At 42.0% G+C, this 21,986-nt stretch carries 19 protein-coding genes; 10 read left to right on the forward strand and 9 right to left on the reverse strand.

All coding sequences use genetic code 11. From position 1 onward, the window contains the following. Nucleotides 1-115 precede the first annotated feature (115 nt). Entirely contained in the window at nucleotides 116-880 is a 765-nt protein-coding gene (locus CXF61_RS10305; RefSeq protein ID WP_165598147.1) for a DpnI domain-containing protein, read from the forward strand. Here the strand turns inward: CXF61_RS10305 and CXF61_RS10310 are convergent. After that, the gene (locus CXF61_RS10310; RefSeq protein WP_165598148.1) at nucleotides 877-1,371 is read right to left on the reverse strand and encodes a hypothetical protein; all 495 of its coding nucleotides are present in this window, start codon (nucleotides 1,369-1,371) and stop codon (nucleotides 877-879) included. The genes CXF61_RS10305 and CXF61_RS10310 overlap by 4 nt on opposite strands. A 328-nt stretch (nucleotides 1,372-1,699) precedes the next feature. Beyond that, nucleotides 1,700-2,266 (reverse strand): hypothetical protein, encoded by a 567-nt coding sequence (locus CXF61_RS10315; RefSeq protein ID WP_165598149.1) that lies wholly within the window; start codon nucleotides 2,264-2,266, stop codon nucleotides 1,700-1,702. A 143-nt stretch (nucleotides 2,267-2,409) separates the two neighbouring features. Between CXF61_RS10315 and CXF61_RS10320 the strand changes: the two genes are divergently transcribed. Then, on the forward strand, nucleotides 2,410-2,607 hold the full coding sequence (locus CXF61_RS10320; RefSeq protein WP_227526663.1) for a DpnD/PcfM family protein: 198 nt from the start codon (nucleotides 2,410-2,412) through the stop codon (nucleotides 2,605-2,607). A 3-nt stretch (nucleotides 2,608-2,610) separates the two neighbouring features. Here CXF61_RS10320 and CXF61_RS10325 read toward each other — a convergent pair whose 3' ends face one another. Next, entirely contained in the window at nucleotides 2,611-3,639 is a 1,029-nt protein-coding gene (locus tag CXF61_RS10325) for an aminotransferase class IV (RefSeq protein WP_227526664.1), read from the reverse strand. A gap of 3 nt (nucleotides 3,640-3,642) precedes the next feature. Beyond that, a complete protein-coding gene (locus CXF61_RS10330; RefSeq protein ID WP_165598150.1) occupies nucleotides 3,643-4,305 on the reverse strand; it encodes a hypothetical protein in 663 nt (220 codons plus the stop codon). Nucleotides 4,306-4,795: 490 nt separating this feature from the next. On the opposite strand from CXF61_RS10330, the gene aroE reads away from it, so the two are divergent. Then, the gene (gene aroE / locus CXF61_RS10335) at nucleotides 4,796-5,659 is read left to right on the forward strand and encodes a shikimate dehydrogenase (protein ID WP_165598151.1); all 864 of its coding nucleotides are present in this window, start codon (nucleotides 4,796-4,798) and stop codon (nucleotides 5,657-5,659) included. 31 nt (nucleotides 5,660-5,690) lie between these two features. Here aroE and CXF61_RS10340 read toward each other — a convergent pair whose 3' ends face one another. Next, a complete protein-coding gene (locus tag CXF61_RS10340) occupies nucleotides 5,691-6,812 on the reverse strand; it encodes an FUSC family protein (RefSeq protein ID WP_165598152.1) in 1,122 nt (373 codons plus the stop codon). A gap of 382 nt (nucleotides 6,813-7,194) precedes the next feature. Here CXF61_RS10340 and CXF61_RS10345 point away from each other — a divergent pair, with 382 nt between their 5' ends. Continuing rightward, nucleotides 7,195-9,015 (forward strand): acyl-CoA dehydrogenase C-terminal domain-containing protein, encoded by a 1,821-nt coding sequence (locus CXF61_RS10345; protein WP_165598153.1) that lies wholly within the window; start codon nucleotides 7,195-7,197, stop codon nucleotides 9,013-9,015. 123 nt (nucleotides 9,016-9,138) lie between these two features. Here CXF61_RS10345 and CXF61_RS10350 read toward each other — a convergent pair whose 3' ends face one another. Then, on the reverse strand, nucleotides 9,139-9,513 hold the full coding sequence (locus tag CXF61_RS10350; protein WP_102090903.1) for a 5-carboxymethyl-2-hydroxymuconate Delta-isomerase: 375 nt from the start codon (nucleotides 9,511-9,513) through the stop codon (nucleotides 9,139-9,141). Nucleotides 9,514-9,717: 204 nt separating this feature from the next. Next, nucleotides 9,718-10,206, reverse strand: a complete 489-nt coding sequence (ybaK, locus tag CXF61_RS10355) for a Cys-tRNA(Pro) deacylase (RefSeq protein WP_165598154.1) — start codon at nucleotides 10,204-10,206, stop codon at nucleotides 9,718-9,720. 247 nt (nucleotides 10,207-10,453) lie between these two features. On the opposite strand from ybaK, the gene plsB reads away from it, so the two are divergent. After that, nucleotides 10,454-13,246 carry a glycerol-3-phosphate 1-O-acyltransferase PlsB gene (gene plsB, locus CXF61_RS10360; protein ID WP_165598155.1) on the forward strand — a complete coding sequence of 931 codons (2,793 nt, stop codon included), beginning with the start codon at nucleotides 10,454-10,456 and terminating at the stop codon, nucleotides 13,244-13,246. Nucleotides 13,247-13,348: 102 nt separating this feature from the next. Here the strand turns inward: plsB and ettA are convergent, their stop codons facing one another. Then, nucleotides 13,349-15,010, reverse strand: coding sequence for an energy-dependent translational throttle protein EttA (gene ettA / locus CXF61_RS10365; protein WP_057757965.1), 1,662 nt, complete (start codon nucleotides 15,008-15,010; stop codon nucleotides 13,349-13,351). Between the two features lie 448 nt (nucleotides 15,011-15,458). Between ettA and CXF61_RS10370 the strand changes: the two genes are divergently transcribed. From CXF61_RS10370 to CXF61_RS10385, 4 genes are all read left to right on the forward strand, one after another. Further along, entirely contained in the window at nucleotides 15,459-16,661 is a 1,203-nt protein-coding gene (locus CXF61_RS10370; protein ID WP_165598156.1) for a flavin reductase family protein, read from the forward strand. A gap of 158 nt (nucleotides 16,662-16,819) precedes the next feature. Next, on the forward strand, nucleotides 16,820-18,268 hold the full coding sequence (locus CXF61_RS10375) for a fatty acid desaturase family protein (protein WP_165598157.1): 1,449 nt from the start codon (nucleotides 16,820-16,822) through the stop codon (nucleotides 18,266-18,268). Between the two features lie 200 nt (nucleotides 18,269-18,468). Beyond that, on the forward strand, nucleotides 18,469-18,762 hold the full coding sequence (locus CXF61_RS10380) for a GNAT family N-acetyltransferase (RefSeq protein WP_165598158.1): 294 nt from the start codon (nucleotides 18,469-18,471) through the stop codon (nucleotides 18,760-18,762). Nucleotides 18,763-18,919: 157 nt separating this feature from the next. Next, a complete protein-coding gene (locus CXF61_RS10385; RefSeq protein WP_057757953.1) occupies nucleotides 18,920-19,213 on the forward strand; it encodes a 4a-hydroxytetrahydrobiopterin dehydratase in 294 nt (97 codons plus the stop codon). A 98-nt stretch (nucleotides 19,214-19,311) separates the two neighbouring features. On the opposite strand, the gene CXF61_RS10390 is transcribed toward CXF61_RS10385, so the two are convergent. After that, on the reverse strand, nucleotides 19,312-19,467 hold the full coding sequence (locus CXF61_RS10390; RefSeq protein ID WP_082624527.1) for a DUF1328 domain-containing protein: 156 nt from the start codon (nucleotides 19,465-19,467) through the stop codon (nucleotides 19,312-19,314). Nucleotides 19,468-19,969: 502 nt separating this feature from the next. On the opposite strand from CXF61_RS10390, the gene CXF61_RS10395 reads away from it, so the two are divergent. Beyond that, a complete protein-coding gene (locus tag CXF61_RS10395) occupies nucleotides 19,970-21,256 on the forward strand; it encodes a saccharopine dehydrogenase family protein (protein WP_165598159.1) in 1,287 nt (428 codons plus the stop codon). Nucleotides 21,257-21,986: the final 730 nt, after the last annotated feature.

The following is a 21,986-nucleotide window of genomic DNA, read 5'->3' on the forward strand; positions in this document are numbered from 1 at the left end:
AATGGTATTTGCTTAGCTTATGAATTATCTTGCTATTGATAGCCGTTTATATGGCTTAATACTTAGGTGTTTTTTTCAGTATTCTCAGCTTATCTATTAATAATAAAAATATCTTATGAACATACATTTTAACCAAAGTCTTGCTAAAAACTATCACTCTGAACCTCAAAAAGTTCGTGTACTCAGCGAAGCATGGGTAAAAGAAAATAGTTACTGCACCAATTGTAGCGCCCAATCGCTAGCTGAGTTTGCTAATAACAAACCTGTCGCTGATTTTTATTGCGAAAATTGTAATGAGCAATATGAGCTAAAAAGTAAAAAAGCCAAGTTAAGCAATGTTGTCAATGATGGCGCTTATAAGACGATGATTGAGCGTATCAATAGTAAGGATAATCCCAGCTTTTTCTTTTTGACCTACTCAAAAGAATACACCGTTAATAATTTTCTAATTATTCCCAAGCATTTCTTTACGCCCGATATTATTGTTAAGCGTAAACCCTTATCAGTGAATGCCAAACGAGCAGGTTGGGTTGGTTGCAATATTGACTTACGCCACGTACCCGAATCGGGCAAAGTATTTTTGGTCAAAGACCAACAAGTTATACCGCGTGAAAATGTCACCCAACAGTTCCAAAAGACTTTGTTTTTACGCAAGCAATCTATGGCTTCACGCGGTTGGACACTCGATGTCTGGCAATGTATCGACCGTCTCGATGTCAGTTTTTCTCTCAATCAAGTTTATGCTTTTGCTGACGAGTTGCAGCTCAAACATCCTGAAAACAACCACGTAAAAGATAAAATCCGCCAACAATTACAAATATTACGAGATAAAGGCATCATTGAATTTGTAAGCCGTGGTCACTATCGAAAATTATACTAAGAACACTTATCATTCCATAATGGTAAACCTTTGGCAGCAACCAAACGACCGTAAAACTTATGAGGAGGGTAATCTAGCTCTAGCTCATCATTTACTTTGAAAAAGTGTTTCACATTGCCATCGAGACAGGTATAAGCTCGATTTTTTACCTGTTTATTCCAGCTCATTAGCAGCCCTAACGGAGTGCGAGAAGCTTTAGTAAAAGCTTGTCTTTCGGTTGTGATTGCACACATCACAGTATCTTCATGAAACTGTTTATCTAAACCTTGTTCAATGACTTCTTGACGGGTATGCGCATACTTAAACACACTCCCAAATACTGTGTATTTTTTATCTTTCTTAGAATAAACAATACTAAATGCTATCTGTGAATAACAAGGTAAGTGAATTATTTCATCAGGGTCTCTTTTCGCTGCACCGCAAACTTTATTAAATATCATCAATCTACGAACTTGTAGTGGAATTCGTTGATCTTCATAGGTAGTTCGCATTTATTATCCCCTGTTAGATAGTATTGGATAGAATGCAATCATTGATCGATTAACATCAGTACGCAATACTCATTAACAAAAGACGATCAATTATGAAGAACGTTATTGGAGATATGCATCACTCAATAGACTTCTTGCGAAAGTACCAGTACATTAACTTCAATTGACGGAGCCACAAAGGCTAGTGATGATTTATGTAAGAAGGCTGATACGTCATATAAACACAGTATCAAGATCATAATATTACAGCCGCTAAAATTTATTAGCAGCTATAACTATAAGTAGTAACTTAATTATGAGTTTCGTATAACATAGTAATTATTTCGAATTATAACAGACGCCTTTCATTATAACGTTCAGGTCTAGGTTCGCCTTGATTGTCACGGTATACATCTGCAATTAACTCATCTCTATCATCCCATAGTGGCAGACGAGCTGTCGCAACTAGACGGTCATGAAACTTATGCGGTGGATAATCCGAATCGATTTCATCATTTATCCGAAAAAAAACTTCTTCACGATAGTCAACATAAGCATGCATTCTATTCTTTACATATTTATTCCAATACCACACTAATTGTATAGGTGTACTAGCTGGGCGAGTAAACTGCTTTAGATTAACAGTCAGCGCACACTTTACTGGCTCGTCGTTAGGAAAAATGCGAATACGTTGCTCAATAACTTCTTCAGGTGTTTGTGCATACTCAAACACACCACCAAAGGCTATAAATTTCTTGAAATCCTTTAGATACATAACTCCGAGTGATAACTGAGTAAATTTTGATAAATGAATAATTTCATCAGGTTCTTTCTTCGCTAATTTACAGATTTCATCAAAAACCATCAAACTACGGATTTGTAGCGGGATACTTTCATCTTCATAAACTTCGTACATTGGCTTATCTCCTTATTAGATAAGCAGCATTGATCGATTTGCTTTATGACACAAGTCTGCGTAACAAAAGACGATCACTTCTTTTGAGGACTTTTGCTAATCTACTTGCTATAAATGACTGAAGTGATATATGAGAATCGAGTGTGAATATAATAATAAAAGATAAAAAGGCAGCACAAACCTTTCAAGTTGAAATTGTCGAAACATTAAGCACTATCGTGGATGTTGTCGCAGAAGATGAGCAAAGTGCCCTTTTGAAAGCGCAAGAGATGTATAGAAATGAGCAAGTGGTTTTATATCCAGATGATTTTATTGATACCCAATTCAATATCTTTCAATAACAGCTAGGCAGATTCAAAATCCACAACATCACCTGACAATAACGTCAGACTGCTCATTGGCATGATACCGCGCAGTGCATTGCAAAAGAAAAGCTGCGTTAACTTAGGCAAATCATCATCTTGTAGCGACCTGATTATGACTGGATATTGCGTCGTGGATAGCGCATCTATAATTACCTGACGCATGACGCCAGTGACACCCGATTGATCCATGGAAGGCGTGTACCACTGACCGGTGGTTAGGTAGTTTTCATTATCTTTATGAATACTAGAGGCAGTTTTGGATTCCGATAGCGACTCTTCTGCCAATTGATAGAATACATTACTCATCGTACCCTCAACCCACTGCCCACTCATATCGCGCAGCAAACCTTCACCAAGTGTTGAAGCAAGCTTTGATGCCAATGGCTCAGCTTTTATCCGCTGTAGCTCACCACTAGCGAGGACATTGTCTAAACGATTAAGACTCTTGAGACCTGCCAGCGATGGCGGTAAGCAAGCAATCTGAGAAGACAAACATATTGCCGAAGCATTAGGTTGGATAGGTACTAAGTTTCCATTAGGCAAGGACAGTTGCAGCGCAGTAGAAACTCGCATTGCCGTAGCCTTTAGCCATATTTCACAGTCGCTACCATTTGCATTAGGTGCATAGCCATAACCGCGTACATTCTGCGCAGCGCGAGTGACCACTAGCTTGAGCATACCTTGCTCTAACTGCTGGGCATACAGCTGCAGTACTGCTAATAGCTCTTCGCTATTTATGTTTAGCTGCAAGGCTTCAGCATGAGAGACAAGCCGCTGATAATGATAATCTGACCATAGTATCAACCCATCAATAACGCCCATGGTAGTAAAGAAGCCATCAGCGTATGCCAGCCCGCGATTATCTAGAGACATGGTTACCGTTTGGCTGGTTGTCCTGTTATCTTCAATCACACTGCTGTCTTTGGTCAAACTACTATCTTCGGTCACACTGCTGACTTGTGGGTACAGACACACCCACCCGTTTGGCACTGACATCGTATCGGTCATGATTTAGCTATTGTCTGTTTGAGCAGCGGCTTTATTGATAACCAGCATACAGCTATAAAATTCGCATTTTGCCAGCTCTATCTTTTGTCCACCGACGATTCTATTTTTGATGATTTGACTATTGAGCATATCAGCAACCATTTTTCCGCCATCATCACCCATCAATTGACGCGATAGCTGATAGGCTTTTTTGGCGTGGTTTTGGCTCAGCTCTTTTTCTTTGTCTGTATCAGTAGGATTGGCATAGTACCAGCCTAGCTCTAGATATTTTTCAGAGTCGATGATATCTAGATAAGGCGCATCCGTTTTCATAAAGCGATATTTCGCCGCTGGATTACTGGCATAGTCTAGGCTGTTTTCGTCAGTACTCATCACTTCGCCAAACACCGATTTTATACTATCTAACTCATCTACAGCGAGCGACTCAACCTTATCAGTACCCCATGCTGCGACATCATATCTCACTGGCGTGCCTTGCTGAGCAGTGGCGCCATCTAGGTCAGGATTGTTTGCGCTGTCCTGTACTGGCTCATTCGTTGTTGCTTGCTCAGTGGTCTCAGCATCTGGATTTGGAGCATCTTCTTTGGTGCTGTCACAGCCACTGAGCGTCACACCAACGGCCATTATCGTACCGACTAGAAGGGTCTGTAGGTTAGGATTCCACATGGATAATTTACTCACACTTTTAGATTGATCTCGAAATAGTATTAACGAGCTGGCAGGAACGCCGCTGATAACGAATAGTTTTCAATAAAGAGCATATTTCACAAACATTATAATCTAGCAGTCATTACAGCATATTGATATAGGTTTCCATATTTTATAGTTTACCCAACTGCTCAGCACTTGACTACCTTTTACGTTACGCGGAGCACTCCCCGAGAGTACAGATTTGTTAAATATATAACGTACCAAAACGACCTTCTCTTTAGTAGAAAGTAGAAATCTGCTTGCGCTTGTTTTGCGTATGTTTGCTTCAATGTCACAATTTATTTTCAAAAGCGATAAGGCAGCCTCTGATTAACACTGTCACTTTCTAATAATCGATTGGTGATAGCCTCTTGGTTTGTCAATCATAGCGTTATCCCTTATGATGATTGAGCGCCACTTATTGCTTCTTTGATAGTATTTTTATTCTCTAGCCAGCGGACTATTTATGACCCAACACTTTATCGTTATTGGCAATCCAATCGCCCATAGTAAATCTCCTGAAATTCATGAGCAGTTTGCTATCCAAGCAGGGATTGATATTAGCTATCAGCGGCAGTACTGCCCTGATGATGCCGCCAGTTTTACGGCTGTTGTTGAGGCGTTTTTTTGCGGTGGCGGTGTGGGCGCTAACGTGACGGTTCCTTTTAAACAAGTTGCTTATGACTGCTGCGCAGCGCGTGGTGGCTTATCAGAACATGCCAAGACGGCAGGCGCGGTCAATACATTAATGTTGAACAAAGCACTATTAGAAAGCGGCGTGCCAATCACTGAAGCACTCTATGGTGATAACACGGATGGACAAGGACTTATCAATCACATTATGAGTATGGAATGGCCGCTGACCGATGCTCGTGTGGCGCTAATAGGTGCAGGTGGTGCCGCTCGTGGCGTGATACTACCGTTATTTGAAGCAGGTATTAACTCTCTCACGATTGCCAATCGCACCGTGTCTAAGGCAGCTGATTTGGTAAATGAGCTCAGTGCGGCCAGCTCAATAATCGATGACCAAAATATCGAGGTTTGTGCAACCAATGAACTCAGTGGCGCTTTTGACATTATCATTAATGCCACCTCTATTGGTTTATCAGATGATACGTTGCCACTGGATGATGTTCTAAACTGTCAGTACGCTTACGACATGATGTATGGTCGTCCGCTGCCATTCTTGCAGCACTTTGCCGCTCGTGGCGCACAGACCTCTGAAGGCTACGGTATGCTCATCGGTCAAGCCGCTTTAAGCTTTGAGCGTTGGACTGGGCATACTATCGATGTGGCACAAGTGACAACAGCGCTAAATAAAGACAGTTAATCAAAGAGAAAGCATTGTAGAGCTATGACTATTAACTAAAACGCAGTAATAGCCAATTTTCAAAACGGCGCAGCGGTACACGCAATCGCGTAGAGTGTATCGCTAGACCACCACTCAGTCCAATCATGCAGCCGAGCGCCGTATCAATCATACGCGCTTGGATAACCTCTCCAGCGACTGGTGGCACTGACATCGTACTACCATACTCAGCGATAAATATCGTCAGCGGCGTGATAAATATCACCGCCAGTCCATAATGCCGATCCACAAACGATTCAATCAAAAACATCATACACAGTATCGCGATAGCGATGCCCCATCCTGATAGTCCCCAAGACAGCATCCAGCCCGCCACTCCCATGCCAACCAATGTACCTAATAATCGATGCAACTGTTTGATCCACATGGTTCGTAGCTGCATACCTTGGATGATAATAAAGCAGCTCATCGCTGCCCAATACGGATAAGGCAGCTCTAACAGAACGGCGATGACCAACGCCAAACTAACGAAACTTACCACGATCAGACTATCGCTAATCATATCAGGCTGATAGTCATAAACAGGTACAGAAGCAACAGGACGGGCCGCCAATAAGAACAAACTATAGAGTAGCGCTAGCAACATCGAGGAGCCACTACCCAATATCACAAGCCCTATCGCTGAGAGCACTTGATCAATCGGCACGGGGATAAATAGCGCAATCGCACCCGCCATCAATACAAACAATCCCGCTGGTGGTGGTTGCCGATAATAACGACCTAACATCACCACGCTAATCCCAATCAGCATAAACACAGGCAGCCGCAACACTGGCATCAGCTGCGCGATCAGCCCCAGTGCAAAGCTGAGTATCATCGCAAACCCCCAAGCCATGACCGTCACTAGCCGATGTGGTAGCCCGCCTGTAAATGGTAGGTTTAGAATAATCATCGAGCCTAGCGATGCTTTGATACCTGAAGACAAGTCACCAAAATAAGCCCCTACAAACACCGGAAAGCTAATCGCAATCGCCGCGATGATGGGCATATGCCATGGTCGCTGACTGCGATTGACTGTGAGTAAATGATTCAGCTCACCATCGATTAACCCCTTAATACGAGTTAATAGTGCGCTTAACCAAGAGGCTCGCTGTTGCTTTTTTGAGGTACTCATAAATGGCTTTTCCTATTTGATAAGTCCATTTTTCTTTGAATTTAGATGAGTCTACATAGCCCTTTATAGAGTAATTTCAAGCGAAGATACAATTTACCTATACAAACTAAAATGAATTAATAACATAATTAATCATGAATAATAGTTATTAGTTGTATATTTGTCGCTGTTTAAGATTTATAATCATATCAACGCCATAACAGCTGTCCGTCACTAAAGACGTTCTAATAACTAATACACTGGAAAGCTGTCCACTAATAATTCACTTGATGACTAATATAACGTCTAGCTCATCTAAAATAAGTAAATATCGCTTACATAAATTGTGACTCAAATATTGCGCCATAAGTCTATGATAGCGAACTAACCAAAGAGAGCGATTATGTTAACTTACAAAGCCCCCTTACGTGATATCAAATTTTTGATTAATGATGTATTTGACTATCAGACGCATTATAAAAGCTTAGACAACGGCGAAAACGCTGATCCTGAAACTGTAGACATGATTCTACAAGGTATGGCTGATTTTGCTGAAAACGTCATTGCCCCGCTCTATCAATCAGGTGGTGAAGAAGGCTGTCATTTTGAAGATGGCGTCGTGACCACGCCAAAGGGCTTCAAAGAGGCTTATGACCAGTTCGTAGAAGGCGGCTGGCAAGGTATCTCATATCCTGAAGAATTCGGTGGTATGAATCTGCCAACGTCAATCAACCTTATTAAATCTGAGATGATCGGTACTGCTAACTGGTCATGGTCGATGTATCCTGGTCTATCAACAGGTTGTATCAACACATTGCTTCAGTACGGTACTGACGAGCAAAAAGCACTGTATTTACCTAAACTGGTCGAAGGCTCATGGGCAGGTACCATGTGTCTGACTGAGCCACAGTGTGGTACGGATTTGGGTCAAGTTAAATCAAAAGCCATTCCACAAGATGACGGTACCTACAAAATCAGCGGTACCAAAATCTTTATCTCAAGCGGTGAGCATGACTTAACAGATAACATCGTCCATATCGTCCTAGCACGCCTACCAAATGCACCAGAAGGCACGCGCGGTATATCACTATTTATCGTACCAAAATTCACCCCGAATGCTGAAGGTGAAGCTGGCGAGCGCAATGCCGTAGTTTGTGGTTCAATTGAGCACAAAATGGGCATCAGCGCATCTTCGACGTGTGTATTGAACTTTGACGGCGCAGTCGGCTACTTGATTGGCGAACCGCATAAAGGCCTAAAAGCCATGTTCACATTCATGAACACGGCTCGTATCGGTACTGGTATCCAAGGTCTGGCGCATACTGAGTTGTCTTTCCAAAATGCACTGCCATATGCCAAAGAACGCCGTTCTATGCGTACGCTATCTGGTACTAAAGATCCTGAAAAAGTAGCTGATGCTATTATCCATCATGCCGACGTACGCCGTATGCTACTGACGCAAAAAGCCTTTGCTGAAGGCGGTCGCTCAATGATTTATCATTCAGCACGTTATGCAGATAAAATGGCACAAGGTATTGTCAATGGCGATGATGAAGAGTTCGAAAAATGGGATGACAAATTGGGCTTCTATACGCCAATTCTAAAAGGCTTCTTAACTGAGCTAGGTATCGAAGCTGCTAAGCATGGTCAGCAAGTCTATGGTGGTCACGGCTACATCAAAGAATGGGGCATGGAGATGATCGCTCGTGATGCTCGTATTGCGACGATGTACGAAGGGACTACTGGCGTACAAGCACTTGATCTACTAGGTCGTAAGGTTATCTTACAGTCTAAAGGTAAGATTATCCGTGACTACACGTCAAGCATCATGAAATGGTGTGGCGAGTACGCACTCGATAAAGAAATGCGTAAATTCGTTTGGGCATTGACCAAGCTATGTGCTGAGTGGAACACCTTGACGGTACGCTTGATGCTGATGGCACGTAAAGATCGTGAAATCATCTCAGCCGCGTCAGAGGACTTCCTAATGTACTCAGGCTACGTAATGATGGGTTATCACTGGGCGCGTATGGCAGCGGTCGCTTATGAAAAGCTAGAAAATGGCGGCACAGAAGCACCAGAGTTCTACAAAGCAAAAATTCAGACTGCTGAATTCTACTTTGATAAGTTGCTACCACGCACGTCTGGTCACGCAGAAGCGATGGTTGCCCCAAGCGAAAGCATGACATCAATGGAAATCGATCACTTTGCTTTCTTAGATTAAAATTGACTAAAACTGAATCGATAATTAATAAAAAAGCGCCTATCATTTAGGCGCTTTTTTGTGCTTAACTGAAAATCTATTTATACATAATACACAGCAATGAGTAATTTAAGGCAAGCACTGTTAGCTACCAAGCATTTTCTTATGATAGACCGCACTTATCTCTTCAACTTCTACACATATCTGCAATGCTGCACGTCCTGACTGCTCTGCGCCTATTTTTTCTTCGATAGTAGCAACCAATAGCTCAGCCAACTGGTCACGAGTGGCCATATCGCGTCCGCTCATCAGCTTTAGGTGAGCATAAATAAATCCATTGGCCTGCTCATCATCTTCAACACCTACTAGAAATGAGTTAATAGGTACAATGCGTGCTTTTATATCAGTAGGCAGTTTAAACTGACCACTATCCCATAACGCCTTGTTTAGCGATTTGAGCAATGATTCTTCGTGAGCGATACTGACGTTGGGTGTCACTTGAATGGTTAAATGTGGCATGAGCATGTCCTTAAATGTGGATAAAAATAATAGATAAGCTGGCGTATAAGTCTACGCCTTATCGCTATGGTCAATCTACAACAATCTTGCGCCAAAATATCTTCAATACAAGCGAACCCAGTATAGATTACTCATAAATATGCTTAGCGAAATTGTCGACATGGCCATTTTGTAATAGGCAGATTGTAGCCTCCGTATAATCTTTCATTCATCAGTAATGTCACTAAAGCAAGCATCAAGCGTTGCAGCCAACTGTGCAGGCGGCAGTTCAATCTCCAGACCACGGCGGCCACCACTTACATAGACAGTGGCCTGATCTTGAGCTGTGCTATCTATCACGGTTTTTAGTCGCTTTTTTTGACCCAGTGGACTAACACCGCCCAACACATAGCCCGTACTACGCTCTACTTGTTTGGGGTCGGCCATCTGTACTTTTTTGCAGGATAGCAATTTATTAGAGGATAGTGCCTTAGCCATTTTTTTAAAATTAAGTGTCTTGTCGACTGGTAATATCGCCACAGCAAGTACGCCAGTATCGGTGGTCACTACTAAAGTTTTGAACACTTTTGTCACCGCTACTCCGAGTTTTTCTGCGGCTTCCAAACCAAACGATGCGGCATTGCTGTCGTGAATATATTCGTGTACTTGGTAATCAAGGTTACGTTTTTTGGCAAGATTGATAGCTGGAGTCATAAGTTTTAGGCTTAGTAAAATGAAATCGGGAAGTGGACGCTATATTTATGAGTCATCGGTGATAAAAATATATTATTACGCTAAATATATGAACTTTCAAATGTTTGAGCATTTTGTATAATCTGTCACTCACTACAGCGTAACCAAACCGTATTAATATTGGTAGTATATACAGACACTATATATCGCTTTGGTGGCTTTTATGGCATCATAAGCGCAACATATTTGACTATTTTTGATACTGATTATGATACCGAAGTTCCTAAAAAAACGGATTTTTAAAGCGCCAGTCGCGACTGATGGCACTGCTAAAACTGATGGCAATGCAATCGCTACTAAGCCTTATTCTAATGCACCGATCAATCAGCTGTATCGTAAGCTGTCAGGTCAGATGCTCAATATCGCCGTAAAGCCTAAGTTATTAGGCGAGCTACCTGAGTTCGACAATGATGATCAGACGCTAAGATTTTATGTATTACAGGACTATTCTCGTTCCAACAGTATTCTGATCGACTTGCAGACGCAAGAGCACAATTTACCGCCAGCACTGGTTGGAGTAAATGATGCCGCCCATAATATTAAAGAAAATGCGGCCATCATATTTTTGAATCACCCAAGTGCTAAAGACAGCCAGCTGTCTCCTCGCCTTTCCCGCTTGGTATCTGCTGTGTTGCAATATCCGGAGTTAAAGGTACGTCTAGTGCCCGTATCGATTCTGTGGGGACGCGCACCTGAGAAAGAAGATTCGCTATTTAAGCTACTAACTGCCGACAACTGGCAAGACCCTAGCATTACCAAGCAACTATTTAATATCGGGGTGATGGGCCGCGACACTTTTGTACAGTTTCACCCACCGCAAGACTTACGTACTATTATCAATGATAATCTCAAAGGCGACGTGGAAGGACCTGCTACCTTTGACTCAGTCGCTACAGATGCTCTTAAAGCAAGTTTAACAGCGACGGATTCACTCGATATAGAGTCAACTGCCGCTACTACTACTGATACCGCAGCTGACGCTGAGCAGACACCAAGCTATGCGCTAGTTGCATCAGCTGATAGTAATCGTGAACTGGTTCGTATGTTGCAGCAGCAATTGTCGATTTATTTAGATAAACAGCGCGCCAGTATGCTTGGCCCTGATTTATCAGATAGACGCAACTTGGTAGACAAGCTGGTGTACTCGCCAGCGATCAAACATGCGATCGAGATGGAAGCGGCCGAGAAAGGGACTAGCGTTCGAGAAGCTCGCAGTCAGGCCAGGGGCTACGCTAATGAGATGGTCAATGACTACTCTCATTCTATCATCCGTGGGTTTTACAAGTTTCTGACATGGTTATGGACGCAGTTATATGACGGCGTAGAAGTTCATCACTTCGAGCGAGTACGTGACCTTGCGACCGATTATGAGCTGATTTATGTGCCTTGTCATCGCAGCCATGTTGACTATCTATTACTGTCTTATGTCATCTACAAACGTGGCCTGAGTATCCCTTATGTTGCAGCAGGTGATAACTTAGATGTACCTGTATTAGGCCCACTATTACGCGGTGCCGTTGCTTTTTATATCCGTCGTAGCTTCCGTGGTAACGCGCTATATACCGCTGTACTGCGCGAATATATGCATACCCTGATCACGCGCAACACCCCGATTGAATACTTTATCGAAGGGGGTCGCTCACGTTCAGGTCGCCTGCTACCACCAAAAATGGGTATGCTAGCGATGACCGTCCATAGCCAATTACGCCAAACCAATAAGCCTGTGGTATTTATACCGACTTATATTGGTTACGAGCGTATTATGGAAGGCGGCACTTATGTCGGCGAGCTAAAAGGTAAGCCGAAAGAGTCGGAGTCTTTAATCGGGCTGCTCAAAGTTGGCCGCAAAATCGAACGTATCTTCGGTAATGTGCACTTAAGCTTCGGTACGCCATTACACCTTAGCGACTTTATGACAAAATTCGATGTGCCAGCTAATAGTTTGCCATCCGATCGTACTGACTCGCCGCTCGATGAAAAGACTAGCGCCATGGTTGATAACATCGGTGTGAAAGTCATGCAGCATATCAACAAAGCTGCGGTCGTCACACCTGTATCGCTGCTGTCATTGGTTCTGCTATCAGCACCGAAAGCTGCATTGGATGAAAATATTTGCCGTGAGCAAATCGCACTGTACCAAGGTCTGGCTCAGCAGTTGGTCTACTCAGATGATACAGTTATCACTGATATGACGCCGCAGCAAATCATTGATTATGGTATTAAGTTAAAACTTATTGAGCGTACGCCGCATATCTTGGGCGATATCATTCAGGTCGCAGGTAAGCAAGCAGCATTACTCAGCTACTTCCGTAACAACATTTTGCATGTCTTTATTTTGCTGTCGTTCCTGTCTGCGCTAGTCGCACGCAATGGACGTATCAAACGCAGCCGTCTCGATAGTATCGCTGAACAGCTATATCCGTTCTTACAAAGTGAGCTATTCTTATATTATCCAGCACATGGCTTGGCTGATACGCTCAATAAGAAAGTTGATAATCTACTATCTCATGGGCTCATCGTTGACTTAGGTGATGATACGCTCAGCGTTCCTGAGTCTAATAGTAAGCACTATCAGCAGCTACAAGTACTGGCGACTCCAGTTGGACAAAGCCTTGAGCGTTACTTTATGACGCTTGCCCTACTTGCTCAGCAAGGCTCTGGCAATTTAACTGAAAACGAAGTTGTTGACCTGTGTCACCTGCTTGGGCAGCGCTTGTCTGTGCTCTATGCAGATGATATTCCTGACTTCTTTGACCGTGCCCTGTTCACTAGCTTTATCAGTGCATTGACTCGTCTCGACTATCTACAAAAAGACGATGAAACAGGCATACTGACTTTCGATCATCGTATTAATGACATTGCTCATCATGCTAAGTACGTGTTAACGCCTGATATGATGCAAATTTTGCAGCAAGTCGCTAGTTTGGACGAAGAAGAAATCACTCACGCCATTACTGAGATTAGCAATAAAAAACAGCGTAAGTTTGGGCGTAAGCGTTAATTTTAACAACTAGCCATACCCTTTAGAATTTTAAGCTAAATAAAAAAAGACCGCTAACGATTAGCGGTCTTTTTTTGGATTGGACTATATTCAACAGCCGTACTAGTTAGTAATTTTCTTATACTTGGCACGCTTAGGACTGGCGTCATCACCCATCGTCTTTTTACGATACGCTTCAAACTCAGTATAGTTACCGTCGAACCAAACTGGACCTTCCTCTTCGAACGCCAAGATATGAGTCGCGATACGATCAAGGAACCAGCGATCATGCGATACGACCATTACTGTACCTGGGAATACTTGAATCGCATCCTCTAGTGCACGTAAGGTTTCGATATCCAAATCGTTTGATGGTTCATCAAGGAGCAATACGTTTGCGCCTTGCTTTAGCGTCTTCGCTAACTGCAAACGGTTACGCTCACCACCTGATAATTGACCAACGTGCTTTTGCTGATCTGAGCCTTTGAAGTTAAAACGTCCGATATAGGCACGGCTTGGCGTGGTGTAGTCACCAACGGTAATGATATCGAGACCGTCAGAAACTTCTTCCCACACGGTTTTGTTGTCATCTAGATGATCACGTACCTGACCGACATAGGCAACTTTAACACTTTCACCCAAATCAACTGAACCAGTATCTGGGGTATCGCGCTCAGTAATCATGTTAAATAGCGTGGTTTTACCTGCACCATTTGGACCGATAATACCAACGATACCACCAGCTGGTACGTTAAAGCTTAGGTTTTCATACAGCAGACGATCGCCGAATGATTTAGAGATGTCATTAATCTCAATAACCTTATTACCCAAACGTGGACCAGGTGGAATATAAATCTCAGAAGTCTCATTACGTTTTTGGAACTCAGTTGAGTTCAATTCTTCAAAACGCTGTACACGAGATTTAGACTTGGCCTGTTGGCCTTTTTGGTTTTTGCGAATCCACTCAAGCTCTTTTTTCAGCGCTTTAGCAAATGATTCTTCTTGCTTGTTCTGCTGCTCTAGACGCGTGTTCTTTTGCTCTAGCCACTCAGTATAGTTGCCTTCATACGGATAGCCATGGCCACGGTCAAGCTCCAATATCCATTGAGCAACATTGTCCAAGAAATAGCGATCATGGGTAATGGCAACGATAGTACCACTGTAGTTCTGCAAGAACTGCTCTAGCCATGCAACAGACTCGGCGTCCAAATGGTTGGTCGGTTCGTCAAGTAATAGCATGTCAGGGCGCGACAATAGTAGACGACATAGTGCCACACGGCGTTTCTCACCACCTGACAGTTTGCTAACGTCAGCATCCCATGGTGGCAGACGTAGCGCATCGGCTGCTTTTTCTAGCTGGTTGTTCAAGTTGTGTGCATCCCAAGACTGGATAATGTCTTCCATCTTGCCTTGCTCTTCAGCAAGTTTATCAAAATCAGCATCAGGCTCTGCGTATTCAGCATAGATAGCATCTAAACGTGCTAGCGCATCTAACGCTTCGCGCATACCGTCTTCGACATTACCGCGAACGTCTTTGCTATCATCTAGCTGTGGTTCCTGTGGCAGATAGCCAACTTTGGTACCTGCTTGCGCGCGTGCTTCACCACTAAACTCAGTATCCACACCTGCCATGATACGTAGCAAGGTTGATTTACCTGAACCGTTAATACCCAAAACACCAATTTTGGCACCAGGGAAAAACGATAGGTTAATATTTTTTAGGATTTCACGCTTAGGGGGAACAAGTTTTGACACGTTGTTCATCGTGTAAATATATTGAGCCATTAACACTCCGATAGACTGCATAGAAGAGAACAGCAAATGCAACTCAGCGATGATGCCAAGCGTGCCGTACCTCAAAATCAGGGTTACAAATTATAGGTCATTATCGCATTGTGGCGCATACCCTGCAAGCTGACAGGTTGTTTTACCAGTTGTTTTACTGTTTTTGACAGCAGGCTATGCCCTTTGGCTATAAAACTCGCTTTAAAAATAACTCAAGAAGTCTTATCTTAATGAACTAACTTAACATTTTGATTCATTAGCGTTTTATAAAGACCACAAAAAATAGCATCAAAACTTTCGCAAATTTAATCAATAGCCGTTAGCATGTTAGTGTGGCTTAACAAAGTCGAGTAGATCCGTTTGATATTTAATTATCAAAATGATTGATAACCTGACCTTGTGTTCGTCTCAACACCTACTTTATAGCAATCATACAGGTACTGACAATATGGCCAACGGCTATCGCCCTGAAATTATTCAACGTGCGTTTGTCGATTTTATCGGATCGCGCTTACATCCTTTTTGGTCATTGACGACTCCTAAGTTACGCCTGATTGCACGCTATACGTTAAGTGATGATTTGATAGCACTTCATTTTGAGACCAATAGAGCCTTTAGGCAGCAGACTTCTGAGATGATGGGTGGTTGGCAAGGCGGTCAATATCTTGATTTGTGCGTTTGTATCGATGGAGTTTATTATCAGCGTAGTTACTCGATAGTGGGCTTGGCGCATCAACCCCTATGGTGGCTCGACGATAATACCGAGAGCCATAAGGCAGACCAACGCCATACGGTAACTATCGCGATTAAACCGCAAGGATTGGTATCTGACTATTTAACCAAGCAAATGCCACTGGCTAGCGTCGTTGATACAAGTCTGCCACTTGGTCATTTCACTTTGGAGCAGACCTCGATACTAAGGCATGAAATATCAGAGAATGACAAATCTATTCCTTTGCTATTTATTGCTGGTGGTAGCGGTATCACGCCCATGCTCGGACTTATCACTCAAGCCCTGAGTAATGGACATCAGGTGGCGCTATTGCATTATAGTCGGACTGTTTCATCCAAACTGCAACATCAGTGGCAACAGCTGAACGATACTCATCCAGACTTCACTTATCATCTAATCCATACTGAAGAGCCGACTACCTATTTGGCTGGCACACAATATTTAAGTGCAGAGGGTCTGCTGTCGCTAAACTTACCTCTATCAGATACGCAGATATTTGCCTGCGGTTCACAAGCGTTATTAGCTGGCTTATATAAAGCCGCCGCAGAGATAACTTTACCTATAGACAAACAGCTGCGCGATAACATCATAGTAGAGAACTTTGGTAATGCCCTAGCTAATGTTGATAACGGTAGCAATCAAACATTCGATAAAACGATACCTGTAGAAGAACACACTGTCTATTTGCGGTCACGGCAACGACAGTTTAGCAGTGACACGACCATACTGGCTGCGGCTGAGAATGCAGATGTACGGCTAGCACATGGTTGCCGGCAAGGTATTTGCCAGTTATGCCGCTGTAATAAAGTCAGCGGCGTGGTCAAAAATGTCCAAACAGGGAAAGTGAGTGGTGATGGTTACGAGTCTATTCAGACTTGTATCAACATTGCCATGACTGATGTGGTACTCGATGTTTAATGACTGATTTAATAGAACGACTGGCTCAATAGAAAGTATATGCTAGACAACCTATGAGAAGTAAAAGACAAACGTTATTTTATAGGCTAAAACTCAGATAACTTATCAAACCGGATGCAGTGCTGTTTATTCATGCCATTTCGGTTAAGGATTTATTTATGCGCTTATTACTACCCGTTACTACGCCACAATCTGCCGTACCTATCTTGACGCCCCTGTCCGATGCACAGCTAGCAAAAAACGCGCCTTTGCCTTTGACATCGCAAACGCCTTACACGCAGCTTAATGATAAAGCAATCAATGTTAGCGATCAGCCAGACACGTCAACACGGACTCGCTACCCAACAGTAACTGATGCCCCTCTATCAAAGCCTCAAAGTGATGCTTTAGCCGTAGAGCTCAATGCCCTGTACAAAAGCGTCATGGACTCGCTAGGCAGTGAAGATGCACGCTACATACAGCGAGTATATGCCACCGTGGTATATAGTGAAATTATCGCCCGTGGTTTACTCGCAGCGGCTGGGCGTATGCCATCGAAACGCAGTCTGGTCGCTACTTGGCTACTAGGTACGTCTTTACTTAGCTTTAGCAAAATATTGAACAACATGGAGCTAGGCCATAACGTTATGCATGGTCAATATGACTGGATGCAACACCCGCACCTTAATAGTCAAAAATTCGACTGGGATATTGTCTGCCCTGCTCCATTATGGCAACACTCACATAATTATCTACATCATACTTTTACCAATATTGTAGGCCGTGATCATGACGTAGGCTATCACTTGATTCGAGTGACTGATGAGCAGCCTTGGACGCCAGAAGATCGCTACAATATGTTTAGTACAGCGGTACTGGCATTTGGATTTGAATGGGCGGTAGCCTTTCATGACATCCAAATCAGTGCAGATGAATACGCTGACTCCCCTGATCTGCACAAAATCATGCAGCAAAAGTCTCGCGCGTTATTTGCCAAAATTGGACGACAAATAGGCAAAGACTATATTGCACTGCCGTCTGTGGTAGCGATGGCGCTAGGTCGTCGTAGCGCCTTTAGTACGCTGAGCGGCAACATGACTGCCAACACTGTCCGAAATCTATGGACGTGGGCAGTGATTTTTTGCGGGCATTTCACTGAGCAAGCGCATATCTATACCCATCTCGATGCCAATGAAAGTAAAGGCGACTGGTATGTACGCCAAATCCTTGGCTCTAGCAATATCAAAGGCAGCAAATGGTTCCATCTTTTGACAGGTAACTTGTCTCATCAAATTGAGCATCATATATTTCCTGATATGCCAGCTGGCCACTATGCAAAGATTGCACCGCAGGTACAGGCCATATGCCGTAAGTATGGTTTAACCTACAACACTGGCCGCTTTGGCACACAACTCAAGCAAGTACTGGGACGTATTTATCACTTTAGCAAACCTAGTGAAAAAGAATGGCAAGCCTATGTACAGTCAACGAAAAATGCAGATAGTACTACTCATAAAGATGATAGGTCAGCGGCCGATTTAGAAGATAAGTTGGCGATAGAGAATACTGGTGGTTTCACTCGCTTTTTGCCTCCAGTCGTTCGTAAAGCCACATCCTATGCATGGTGACATATTCAGATTTGCAACTAGATACGGGCATGATAAGGTAGGACAAAAGACATAGATGACATTAACAGTCGTCCTATCAACGATTACGGTAAGCGTCTAGATTGTTAAGCGTCAAACCTCCATACTAAATTGGCACTATTAGAATTAATAAAATATTTAGTTCATGATAAAAATTCGATAATAAAAAATGGAGTATATTAATGAGTAACCAAACCTCTAAACCAAATCTAGACATTATTCATAATCAAGCAGCAAAACGTTTTGAGACATCTATCAATGGTCAGACAGGTTATATTAGCTATCAGGAAAGTGCTGACAAGTTGGTCTACGATCATACTATCGTACCGCAGCAATTAGGCGGTCAAGGCGTTGGTTCAGCACTGGTAAGGCACGCATTGAATTATGCGCGTGAGCAAAACAAAAAAGTGATACCGCAATGCTCATTTGTCGCGTCATACATTAGCAAACATCCTGAGTATCAAGATTTAGTTTAACTGGCTAAGTAATTAGGCTCAAGTAATTCGTTAACTAGGTTCAGTTAAATGATATCGGGCGAAGCAGAAAAATATGTAGATCTTTATTTCGCATAGGAGACATACCCTAGTACCACTTTTAATAAACCAATTCGACATAACAATAAAGGTTATTAATATGAGTAGTTTATCTGACAAACAAATCAATCTACAGCTAGAAGAGCTTGCTGGTTGGCAGCGTGACGGCAATAGCATCGTCAAAACCTATCATTTTAGCGATTTTATCGAAGCTATGAGCTTTATGAATCAAGCGGCATTTCATGCTGAAGCGCTTGAGCACCATCCAGAATGGCGTAATACCTATAATATCGTAGAAGTTCGTTTAACCAATCATGATACAGGCGGTATATCTAGTCTAGATATTCGTTTAGCCAAACGCATGGAGCATATTATTCAGCCCAAACGCTTATAGGATATTTATAATGACTGCTGTATGACCGAGGCCTCTTCGGTGAGACAGACAAAAAAAGACCCTCAATTGAGGGTTTTTTTTATCTGAAAAATCTGTGTTTACATTTTACGACTGACAAAGGCAACAATGAATAAAATCACAGCGACTGCTAAGAAAATGTATGCCAAATTAGCAGACAATCCTGCGACACCACCGAAACCTAGGAAACTCGCTAATAATGCGATCACTGCAAAAATAATAGCCCAACGAAACATAATCTTCTCCTCAAATAATGGTAAAAAACAGATATTAGAATTTATATAGCATCTATTTAACTTGTTTTTATCTAATGCTAGTTATTACTGTTTACGCTTATAGATTAGCAATGTTCGTCTCCAAAGAACGTTCATTTTAGTAATAATATCGGTAGGTTATGTAAAGTTTGTAGTAACTGTTAATGTCTCATACCTCTTTTTCTTTAATAGATGATATTTTCGAAATAGAATTATATTTCTGAATACAGCGTTATTTAACTGAGCGTTCTTAAACTAAGTGCTTTTTAACTGAACGTGTTTTTATTGAATGCTCTTTTACTGAACGCTATTCTTCTAACTGTATGCAGAACTATTTTAGATTTCTCACGTTATATGTGATGTTGTATGTGAAGTTGGCTGCAAACTATAAACTGTAGCGACCTCACAAACCCCTAACCTAATCAAACGACTTGGTTTATAGTTTACTATCCACTTATTCTCAAATATATTAAGGACAATACATATGAATACCAATACGGATACTGAAAACCCTATACAAAAAACCAGCAGCGACACACGCCCTTATACAGTTGTTCTATATGGTGCGACAAGCTTCGTCGGTCAGATCACTGCCCACTATTTAACCAATTTTTTATCAAATAATAAGAACGAAGATGGCTCAAATGTATCATGGGCGATCGCAGGTCGTGATGAAGACAAGCTTAATAAGCTACAGGCCAAACTTGAGAGCAAGGTAGACATTATCATTGCTAACAGTAACGATGCTGCCAGCCTTGATGAGATGACCAAACAAACTCAAGTCATCATCTCAACTGTCGGTCCTTATCTGAAATATGGTGAGCCACTGATCAAATCCTGTGCTGAAAACGGTACAGATTATGTCGATCTTACTGGTGAGGCTATTTTCATCAAAGATATGATGGATAAGTACCAAGACATTGCCAAGCAAAGCGGTGCCCGTATTGTTAACTCTTGTGGTTTTGATTCTATACCTTCAGATTTGGGTGCGTACTTTACCCAAGCTAAGGCAGAAGAAAAGTTCGGCGAGACCTGCAATGTCATTCATATGCGTGTCAAAGCAGCGAAAGGTGGTATCTCAGGTGGTACTATCGCATCGATGGCATCAATATTTGAAGAAGCTGGTGAGGACAAAGCACGTCGCAAACAAGTAGCCAATCCATACCTGTTAAACGATGATAGTGATGCACCAAACGTACGTCAGGATAATGTTAGCAAACCAGTATATGACAGCAATCATAAGCGCTGGTTAGCACCGTTCGTCATGGCGACCATCAATACGCGTATCGTCCATCGTACTAACCAATTACTCAGCTATGAGTACGGTCGCGATTTCAAGTATGACGAAGCAATGTGGATGAAAGATGGCGTCAAAGGAAAACTGTCTAGCTATGCTATGAGCGCAGGTTTATTGGGCTTTGCCACTGCGATGATGATTAAACCGAGTCGCGAGTTACTATCCAAGCACGTCTTACCAAAAGCTGGCTCAGGCCCTTCTAAGGACGAGCAAGAGAACGGCTACTTTGATATTCGTCACTTTGGACAAACGGCCAAAAATGACACTATTACTGTTAAAGTAACAGGTGATAGAGATCCTGGTTATGGCAGTACTTCTCGCATGATTTCGCAGGCGGCATTATGCTTGGCACAAGATATCAGCAAAGAAGACGTTGGCGGTGGGTTCTGGACACCAGCATCTGCGATGGGAGATAAGCTAATAACTCGCTTAGAAGCGCATTCTGGTCTTAGCTTTGAAGTAATTGATAGTTAATCTATTGAGTAATGACAAAGTTTCAATGTCTTTATGACCGTATCTTGGTTTCGAGATACGGTTTTTTATGGTTTACTCTAAATATTTAGACGAAGATTAAATTAAGAACAACGTATTTTTTTGGTGAAAAATGTTTCTGTTTACCGATTATTTAATACTTTATGATACTAACCATTAATCCAATATTGCTACTATCATTTTATAGATATTGTAGAAAAATTATATATAAATATTAGTTTAATTAAGTATATGTCATCAAAGGATTTATATAATAGAATTTAAGAACTATCTAAACACTGGCTTTAAATTATAAATAAAAACTACTGATAAAAGTCTCTATAAGACTGACAGGTAGCGCTCAAAAAACTATTAGTAACAATCAGCTAAGTTCAAACAACAACTATAAACAACTAAAAATTCATATTTTTTAATACTAGAGATGTCGGTAGATATTTGTTATTAGCAGACTCATTTATTAACAGCTTTAATAACACAATCAACCTTTGCTACTAATGAGTTTTTGAAAAATCTAGAAATTAAAATATCAGCTAGACTTTAAGTATGACAGTTTCATAACGTCACAAGAAAACATTAAACTGTTAGAACCTTAATGAGTTTGCTACTGAAATATAAACTACATCGTTGATAATTTGCATACAGTATTTACAGACACCTTTGAGTAAAAACGGCTTATCATTAAAGATGAGTTATCGTTTTTAATTATTACTAA

Origin of the sequence: Psychrobacter sp. 4Dc, assembly GCF_002836715.1 — a bacterium.
In the GTDB taxonomy this organism is placed as follows: domain Bacteria; phylum Pseudomonadota; class Gammaproteobacteria; order Pseudomonadales; family Moraxellaceae; genus Psychrobacter.